This is a genomic window from Flaviramulus sp., assembly GCF_982512915.1.
The window spans coordinates 20798-30685 of record NZ_CEWOCJ010000027.1 but is presented as its reverse complement, the minus strand read 5'-3'; the positions used below and the strand labels follow the sequence as shown (position 1 = coordinate 30685).

The 9888-nt window shown below is 30.7% G+C and carries 7 protein-coding genes; 3 read left to right on the top strand and 4 right to left on the bottom strand.

All coding sequences use genetic code 11. The annotated features are described in order from the left end of the window. Positions 1-195 precede the first annotated feature (195 nt). The 3 genes from AC1XJX_RS12715 to AC1XJX_RS12705 all read left to right on the top strand — a co-directional run bounded on the left by AC1XJX_RS12715 (position 196) and on the right by AC1XJX_RS12705 (position 2015). Positions 196-1194: an amidohydrolase family protein gene (locus AC1XJX_RS12715; RefSeq protein WP_482004364.1), complete on the top strand. Its 999-nt coding sequence runs from the start codon at positions 196-198 to the stop codon at positions 1192-1194. Positions 1195-1202: 8 nt separating this feature from the next. After that, a complete protein-coding gene (locus AC1XJX_RS12710) occupies positions 1203-1496 on the top strand; it encodes an amidohydrolase family protein (protein ID WP_482004365.1) in 294 nt (97 codons plus the stop codon). A gap of 297 nt (positions 1497-1793) precedes the next feature. Further along, on the top strand, positions 1794-2015 hold the full coding sequence (locus AC1XJX_RS12705; RefSeq protein ID WP_482004363.1) for a hypothetical protein: 222 nt from the start codon (positions 1794-1796) through the stop codon (positions 2013-2015). Positions 2016-2258: 243 nt separating this feature from the next. Here the strand turns inward: AC1XJX_RS12705 and AC1XJX_RS12700 are convergent, their stop codons facing one another. From AC1XJX_RS12700 to AC1XJX_RS12685, 4 genes are all read right to left on the bottom strand, one after another. After that, positions 2259-3119: an N-acetylglucosamine kinase gene (locus tag AC1XJX_RS12700; protein WP_482004362.1), complete on the bottom strand. Its 861-nt coding sequence runs from the start codon at positions 3117-3119 to the stop codon at positions 2259-2261. Positions 3120-3205: 86 nt separating this feature from the next. Next, entirely contained in the window at positions 3206-4207 is a 1002-nt protein-coding gene (gap, locus tag AC1XJX_RS12695) for a type I glyceraldehyde-3-phosphate dehydrogenase (RefSeq protein WP_482004361.1), read from the bottom strand. An 18-nt stretch (positions 4208-4225) separates the two neighbouring features. Continuing rightward, entirely contained in the window at positions 4226-5212 is a 987-nt protein-coding gene (pfkA, locus tag AC1XJX_RS12690) for a 6-phosphofructokinase (protein WP_482004360.1), read from the bottom strand. 139 nt (positions 5213-5351) lie between these two features. Beyond that, positions 5352-9761 carry a translocation/assembly module TamB domain-containing protein gene (locus AC1XJX_RS12685; RefSeq protein WP_482004359.1) on the bottom strand — a complete coding sequence of 1470 codons (4410 nt, stop codon included), beginning with the start codon at positions 9759-9761 and terminating at the stop codon, positions 5352-5354. Between the last annotated feature and the right edge of the window lie 127 nt (positions 9762-9888).

The following is a 9888-nucleotide window of genomic DNA, read 5'->3' as shown; positions in this document are numbered from 1 at the left end:
AAAGATGTAACACCCAAATTAAATAGTAAAAAGAAATAAAACTACTGCCAACAATATAAAAAATAGGCGAAACAATAGTAAAATCAAGGCTTTTACCTCTTATAAAAATTTGTGCTTAACCGAAATTTTCGTGCTTAGTAATCGCCTACTTTTGATATACTAACCGTTATATGCAATAATGACCCATTCTGAATAATGACTACACGATTTAAACTATTTTATATGAAACGTTTCTTATTATTAATACTGCTTTTAATAACTGCTATTTCAGTTCGAGCACAATCCAAATTGCTCAAAGCAGATTCATACCTAGATGTTAGAACTGGAAAATTAATCACTCCCGCAAATCTACTCATCGAAGACGGATTGATAAAGTCGATTAATCCAAAGGCGCTACCTGAAGAGACAGAAATAATTGATCTGAAGGGGAAATTACTTTTACCTGGTTTAATGGATATGCATGTTCATTTGGATGCAGACTTTGAAGGCAACTGGGACTATCTCTATAAAGAAAGTGCAAGCCAGGGCACGATAAGGGCAATTGTTAATGCTGAAAAAACATTATTAGCTGGTTTTACCACTGTTAGAAGTATTGGACAATTACACATTACGCCAGAGCTTATTGATGTGGCAGTTGCAGAAGCTTCTGACAAAGGCTTGATTATAGCCCCAAGAATCATAGCATCAGGACATATGATCACTATAAGTGGCGGACACGGAGACGCTTCTTTAGGCTTAGCCGAAGGACTCATTCATTTAGGACCAAAAGACGGAATTGTCAATGGTAAATATGATGCTATCGAGGCGGTTAGGTATCAAATCAAGCACGGTGCAAAATTCATAAAAATACACGCCACAGCAGGAGTACTTTCCATGGAAGATGCTGTTGGAGCACAACAATTGAGTAACGAAGAAATGAAAGCTATAGTGGAAGAAGCTACACGACATCATATTAAAGTAGCTGCCCATGCCCATGGAACCGAAGGCATCATTGCGGCTATTAACGCTGGTGTCTATTCTATTGAGCATGGTTCTTTATTAGATGATGAAGGCATCCGCTTAATGAAAGAAAAAGGAGTGTATTTAGTTCCTACGACTGGACTTTCGAATGTAGTAAATGAAATGGTTGATAAAATGCATCCTGTTATGGCTGGCAAAGCAAATACGTTTTACCACTCGCCAAAGATAACCTAAGAAAAGCCATAAAATCAGATGTAAAAATAGCATTTGGCACAGATACACCGATTATTCCACATGGCCAAAATGCAATTGAATTTTCAGCTTTGATAGCCTGCGGAATGAGTTCGATAGAAGCTATAAAAACAGCCACTATAAATGCTGCAAATATGCTGGGCCTTTCTGATAGAGGGGAATTAAAAGTGGGCTTACTCGCTGATATTATTGCTGTTAATTCTAACCCTATTAATGATATTAAAACTTTAGAAAGCGTAAAGTTTGTTATGAAGGATGGCGTTGTATATAAAAATGAAAAATAAAAAGAGCATATAACAATGGCTATAAGTAATTGCTTATCCTCGCCCAATTTTGAAATTCCTGCAGAATTTCCAAATTGGTGTGTACTTACAAAATTAAGTACTAAAACATGCAACTACTCATAGCCGAGACGTTGTACAGCATTCTGACCCGTCTTGAATAAAGGCTACATAATTTTAAACATTATGTATAAAAATGACAAAATAATTTGACGTTAAAGCGAACCTTTCAAATTAAAAATTTTAACCAAACTTACAACCGGAAAATACACAAATAGTGAACTAGGTAAACTCTTCTCTATGGTACTTACAACCGTAAACGAGTGGATTAAAAAGTACAATCTTAAAGACTTAATGAACACCAGAATAAAAGTGGAAACTAAAGACAAAATATCTATAATTAAAGCACTTCAAAAAGAGATTGAACAGTTTATTCATCATTCAGACAGAGGTATACAGTATTTTAGCAACCAATACACAGAAATACTTAAAAGAAATAAGATAGACATTAGTATGACTTAAGAAAATCATTGATACTAAAATGCCATGGCTGAACGTATAAACGGTATCTTAAAAGATGAATTTTATATAAACCAAAACTTTAATGATGTGGCTCACGCCAAAAGAGAACAAAAAATAAAATTAATTTTTACAACGAAATAAGATTACATTTATCTTTAGAATATAAAACACGAAATATGATACATTTAAAAACAGTGTAAATTTAATTATAACCTATATCCATACTTCAGGACAAGAAAAGTGCTATAATCCTTTTGTATGAAATGCTACCAAACCTTCAATAGGCCTGCGTTCTACATTACCAACAACAAAACCCATTTCTTGTGCAACTTCTTTAATTTGATCTTGAGAAAAATAAGCGATAGAACCAGCAAAATGAACGGGAACTGCTTTTATTTCTTCTTTATATTGTAAAATCATGTTTTTTGTAAACTCACGAATACCATTTTTTATCAAATCTAAAATGTATTGAGAGTCTTTATTTAAAAACATAAACTCAGCAAAATTAGCTAAATAAGCGTTAGGATTAGGTTGCTTATAAATGTTATATTTAACATAATCAGCTTCCATGTTATATTTACTTCCAAAAGCTACTTTTATATTTTCGGGCATTTGGTTAAAATAATAATCTCTAATTAATTGCTTACCATAATAGTTACCTGAAGCGTCATCCATTAAAATATAGCCTAAAGATTGTACACGCTGATGTAATTTTTTACCATCATAATAACTACAGTTGGAACCTGTTCCTAAAATACAAACAACTGCAGCTTCTTCTATATTATTGATAGTACCATAGACTGCAGCCATGGTGTCTTCTTCAACGGTTACTATGGCATTAACAAATATCTCACTTAAAACACTGTTAACCATTTCTTTACCGCGTTCAGTGCCACAACCAGCCCCATAAAAGAAAACATGTGTAGCGTTATCTTTATTGGTGTTTAAAATCTCATTTTTTTTAATTATTTTTTTTAACTTTTTTTCGTCTAAAATTTCTGGATTCAAACCTTTAGTTCTTAATTTCTCAAAAAGTTGTTTCCCATTATTATCTACTGCTATCCAATCTGATTTTGTAGAACCACTATCAACAATTAAAATCATGAGTTTTATTTAAATAAAAAACTCCACAGACTCTTTTAAATTACAATACTTCTGTGGAGTCGTTAATACTAATATATTTTATAAAATTATATTTTACTAATGTGTTGTGCGAGATCAATTAATTTAGTTGAATAACCAAACTCGTTATCGTACCAAGAAACTAATTTAAGGAAATTATCGTTTAAAGCAATACTTGCATCTGCATCAAAAATACTGGTCATTGATTCTGAAACAAAATCTTGAGAAACAACTGCTTCTTCTGTATATCCTAAAATTCCTTTTAATTCGTTTTCAGAAGCTTTCTTTAAAGCAGCTTTAACTTCATCCCAAGATGCCGATTTTTCTATTCTAACTGTTAAATCTACAACCGATACATCTGGAGTAGGTACTCTAAATGCCATACCAGTTAATTTTCCATTTAATTCAGGAATTACTTTACCAACTGCTTTTGCAGCTCCAGTTGATGAAGGTATGATATTAGCTAAAGCACTTCTTCCTCCTCTCCAGTCTTTTCTAGAAGGACCATCAACTGTTAGTTGAGTAGCTGTAGTAGCGTGAACAGTTGTCATTAAACCTTCAACAATTCCAAAGTTATCATTAATAACTTTAGCTAAAGGCGCTAAACAGTTTGTTGTACATGAAGCATTTGATACAATTGTATCATTAGCTGTAATTTTAGTGTGATTTACACCCATTACAAACATTGGAGCATCTGCCGAAGGTGCAGAAATAGCTACTTTTTTAGCACCTGCAGTGATGTGTTTTTGAGCACCTTCTAAAGTTGTAAAAATACCTGTACAATCTAAAACAACTTCTGCACTAACGGCATCCCATTTTAAATCTTCTGGGTTACGTTCTGCAGTAATTCTAATTTCATTACCATTTACTACTAAGTTTCCGTTTTTAACGTCTACTGTTCCATTGAAACGACCGTGAACTGAATCGTACTTTAATAAATACGCTAAATGCTCAACGTCTAATAAATCGTTTATTCCTACTATTTCAATATCTGGTCTTGAAGCCGCTACTCTAAAAGCAATTCTACCTATTCTACCAAATCCGTTAATTCCTAATTTTAATTTTGACATAATTTTTACCTATAAATGTTAAGTGCTCATAATATCTGAGACACGCAATAATTCTAAATTTATTTTTGTTTTTCCTTTAATAGCCTTCTCTAAAGGTGTTAATTCCATTTTACTATTAAGCAATCCTACCATGTAATTGGTTTTTCCCTCAAGCAAAGACTCAACTGCCTTTACTCCCATTCTACTTGCCAGAACACGATCAAAACACGATGGTGAGCCTCCACGTTGCATATGTCCTAAAACAGATACTCGTACATCATAACCTTCCATATTTTCATCAACGTAATCTTTTAACTGAAAAATATTTTTCCCAATTTTATCACCTTCAGCTACAATTACAATACTTGATGTTTTCCCCGATTTTCTACTTCTATTTAAAGAATCTACTAATCGTTCTAAACCTAAATTTTCTTCTGGGATTAAAATCTCTTCGGCTCCACCAGCAATTCCTGCATTTAAAGCAATATGACCAACATCGCGACCCATTACTTCAACAAAAAATAACCTATTATGTGAACTTGCAGTATCTCGAATTTTATCAATAGCATCAACAACGGTATTCAATGCGGTATCAAAACCTAAAGTGTGGGTTGTTCCTACAATGTCGTTATCAATGGTTCCGGGTATTCCCATCACAGGAAAGTCAAATTCTTGATTAAAAATAAGTGCACCGGTAAAAGACCCATCTCCTCCTATAACTACTAAAGCATCAATATTAGCTTCAACCATGTTATCAAAAGCTTTCTGTCTGCCTTCTTTTGTTCTAAACTCCTTAGATCTAGCAGATTTTAGAATAGTGCCTCCTTTATTAATAATTCCCCTTACACTTCTCGCGTTCATTTCTTTAAAATCTCCTTCAATTAATCCTTCATAACCACGATATACTCCAACACATTCTATATTATGGTAAGCACTTGCTCTAACAACTGAACGAATGGCAGCATTCATTCCTGGTGAATCTCCACCAGAAGTTAAAACAGCTAGTTTTTTTATTGTTTTTGGCATTAAATCATCTTATTTATAATGTAAAATTAATAAACAAAAAGCATATATCTATAGCTTTGCATTAATATTATATAAGTTTTAAAACTACAACGTTTTAGTTCGTTTAAAAAGTTAATAAATTAAAATATTAAGCTTAGTTTCAATTGTTTTTTGATGAAGATTTGATAGAAATATAATCCGGTAAAGCATTTTTTTGTTCAACTTGATCTTGGTCCTCAATTAAATCATTTTGCTTTTCCGGTTTTTTAAAAAGCTTTTGAAGCAGTTCTTTAAACGTCTCAAAATCTACATTATATGAAAGTCCAATTCCTTGTGTATAACCTATTTGCTCTCCAAAATTTTGAATACTATTTTCTCTATTAAATACTTTTATGGTAAGTGTTCCTTCTTCATTTAATAAAAAACTAACTTCAACATCACCAGCAACTACTGTTTGGCTTGCACCTCCAACAGGCACACCAACCTTACCGTTTATTAGCACACGATCACTTATTTGAGTTTGAAGTGTAACACCAAACCTATCATCTGTTTGATAATCTGGCCTATTTTGTCCTGCTTCATAATTTAAACCTATGTTTAGTTTACTATCTCCACTATTAAAAATACCATTTAAAATACCGTTAAGCCTTTCAGCTATAGTTCCTGAAAAATTAACCTCGTTTAAACCTCTAGAAAATGAGCCAGTTGATATTAAATATAATGCTTGATTTTGTTTGTCTTCGTTAGACTCCAAACGATACTGAAGCTCAGATTTGATGTTTGAACTTACATTAGGAAATTCAAAAGTAAATTCAGGATTGGGTTGTTCCAAATCGCCAGTTAAAGCAATTTTTAATTCTACAGGAATACTTCTATTTATTGGATTATCTAGCAATGGTGACGGATTAGCTTGTGTTTTATATATAGCTAACATATTTATCTCAGCTTCTAATGGTTCACCATCCCAAGCAATCGTTCCACCAGGTTCAACAACAAATTCTTTTTGAATAATCCCGCCGTATGCAAAATTATAAACCCCTTCAAATACCGAGAAATCTCCCCACATATCAAACTTTCCATTCGTATTAATTTCTACCAATAATCCACCTCGACCTCTTCCTCTTAATGAATGACCTGTATTTTTGTCAATTATAATTTCAACCTCGGCATCTTCAGTTACATCTAATTCAAAATCTAATTCAAGCCCTTCAATTTCATTAAAAACAATTTCTTTTCCATATTTTCTAGCTTCCTTTTCTTGTTTGGTAAGAAAATGTATATATGAATTATCTCCAAATGATTCTGCATCATTTAAAGGAATTTTAAACACTGTACCTCGTTGAGTTTCACCAACAACACTAATTACTAATTGCTCTGTTGGTCCAGATAAACTAGCCTTACCACCAATAAATCCTGTGCCATAATATAAAGACTCTTCAGTTTCTTTGGTATCTAAAATCAATAACCTATCTGCTGATATTTCTAAACCTAAACTCCATTTTGAAAAATTAACATGACTTAATGTTCCATTTAAAGCTCCTTTTGAATTGTACTTTGTATCAGTTAACTTAATATTGTTAAAAGTAAAGGTTTGGTTTTTTAATGTTACAGATGCATTATTATTGAAACTATAATCTACATTCAAGTAAGGTATCCCCAAACCTGAATTATTAAGTCGCAAATTTCCATTAATATCTGGAAGTTGTAAATTACCAACTACCTTAACATCTCCAGTTACATTGCCTCTTATATTACTTAAAACGCCGTCTAGTAATGGGTTTAAAGGATATAAATTAAAATTATTAAAATCTAATAAAACATCAATTGTTGACTTTTTTCCAGAAACAAAAATATCCCCTTTTGCAGAAAATGATTTTGAAGCATCATCCTTTATGGTAGCATCTATTATATAATTTGTAAGCGATTCGTTTCCAGTTATGGTTGCATCAAATGAGCCTAATAAAAAATCGTTTACTTTAAAACCATCTACGACTATTGTTGAATTTGGCAAATAACTACCGTTATTCTGGAAAATTTCTAGCTTACCATTTACATTACCTGCTAATGATAGACTATCTATATCAGGAGTTATTTTAGCTAAATCTACATTTTTAAAATTGATCTTGAGGTCTTTTTGTGTTGAGTCTTTTAAAAAGCCTGATAGCCTAATTTCCTCATTATTATGGTTGATTCTAAATTTATCAATATTAAACTTTGTAAGTTTTTTATCAAATGAAATTTTATGAAACTTATCTTTAGATTCATTAATATGCCATTTATTATTTTTTATGGTAATATCGGATTGTTTAAATCCTATCACAGATTCATTTTCTTCATTTATCGTATGATAAAAACTTAAATTAAAAATATCGTTGTTTCGCTTACCACCATTAAACTCAGATCGCATAAATAGGGTGTCATTGACAGTCACATTAATTAAGTTGAATTTAGAAATGTTATAATATTTTGTATTTAAACTATCAATTTCAACATATGTATTAAAAACTGGATTACTATTATCAACCTGAAGTTCAATTCGTTCAGCGAAATAATCTAAAAGTTTTATTTTTGGTGATCGGAAAGTGAGTTTAAAACGTTCTTCTTCACTTTCAACTCTTCCTCGAATAAAGGTGTTTTTTCCAAGCTCGATATCGGGATAAAAAACTTCAACAATTTTGTTATAAATTTTAAAGTTAAAATCGATGCTTTGATTTTCTTTTAGCTTATAAGGAATATAATTGGTATATATGTAACCTATAGAATTTTCGAATAATTTTTTTATATCTTTAAAGAGAAACCGTCCTTTTAATTCTCCTTCCATGATATCTGGAGAATTAATTTCTATAAACCTAATATTATCTTCATCAAATCTTGATGATACATAAAATTCATCAAAATTATAGGTGTCATTTTCATTTTTATAAACTGTTTTTTGAAATGCTATTTTACCATAAGCATCATCAAAATTACTACTATTCATATTCATTTTAACTTTACTTGAAAAAATAGAAATACTATCTTTTTTAATAAAGTTTAGCGAATTCAAATTAGCATAATCAACTACAGCTTCAAAATCATATTTTTTAATAGTCTCTGAAAAATCTACTAAACCATTAAAATTTAGTTGAAGATTTGGATCGTTTACAATTAAATTACCATCAAAAATTCGATTTTTTATGGTCCCAGCTACTTTGGTGCCACGGTAATTGTAATCGTTATATTCAATTTCAAAAACCTCTCCTTTTACTTGAGTACTTAATGTTTCAGAAACAAAACCTTTTCCGTTTACATCAAAATTTAGAGAGCCTATTCCTACATTGGCATCGTTTAAAAAAGTTCCGAAATCAAAATTTTCAAAAGCTAAATTACCATTGTAAGAAGCATTATCTATATCATTAATTTTATTAATTTCTAAGTTGGCATCTAAAAACCCTAAGTTGGTATCAATTTCAATATTAGCTATTACTGAAGAAGCGGTTACTTGAGAGTTACCTATGATTGTAAATTTACCTAGCCTATCAAAAGAGGTTGGGATAGCTTCTCCCAGAACATTTGGTAGTAAGGCTTTTAAATCATTATATGTTGATGTCAAATTTGTAAAATTAGCATTCATATAAAAATTATTCTCTTCTTTATTAAAGAGGTTTTTAAAATTTATATCTCCATAAATCTGAGTTTTTGTACTGGTATTTAATATTAAATTATTTGTTCTCAAATCGTTTAATGTACCTGATAAATCTACACTAAACAAGGCTGTTTGATTAATACCAAATTCATTGTAAAATCTATTAAGTTCATTTAAAAACACTTGCGAATCATTAAAACTAGCTGTTATTTTAACTTTATCTGTAAAATATTGCAAGTCTTCTCTAACATACGAAAACTTTAAATCGCCATTCAAAACCGAGTTTGGTGTTTTTATTTGAAGATTTTCAAAAACCATATCAGTAAGGGTATAAGCAAAATCAGTCATCATATTTTTAACCTCAACACCTCTACTATCAACAAAATTTAACGTATTAATTCTGGAACTAACATCACTCCCGTTGATTAAAAAATTGGTTGCATTAATATTTAAATCTTCTAATTCTAAAACTTTTGTTATTTCACGGTTCTCATCAGAAAGTCTAAAAACACTATTATATATTGAAACATCACTTGATGATAAAAGAAAACTACTTTTCTCGGTCCTAGGATTATCATCTTCAAACTTATTCACAAAAACATCTAAATTTGTTTCTGTTTCTCCACTATAAGTTTTTACGTTAAAAAGAAGATTATCTATATCTACATCTCCAAAATTAAGACTACCTTTAATGATGTTAGGTATGCTTATGATAGAAGTATTTAACTCTTTGATACTAATAAGTGTGTCCTTCTTATAGTCTTCAATATAAATGTCTTTAAGCTCCACATCACCATTAAATTGCAAACTAACCTTGTTTATGTTAATGTTTGTTTTAAAATCGTCATTAATTAATTTTGTAACGCGTTTTCCAATACTCGTTTGAACAAAAGGAATAGAAAGTATCAACACCAAAATGATGAATAACATGAGTAAAATACCCACTATTTTATATAGTATTTTAAAAAACTTTTTGATACGCTTAAAGTTATGACTTTATTGAGAATAAACTACATTTGCATTTACGATTAAATCATGTTTACAGATGTTTATTTGTTTTCAAAATTAACAA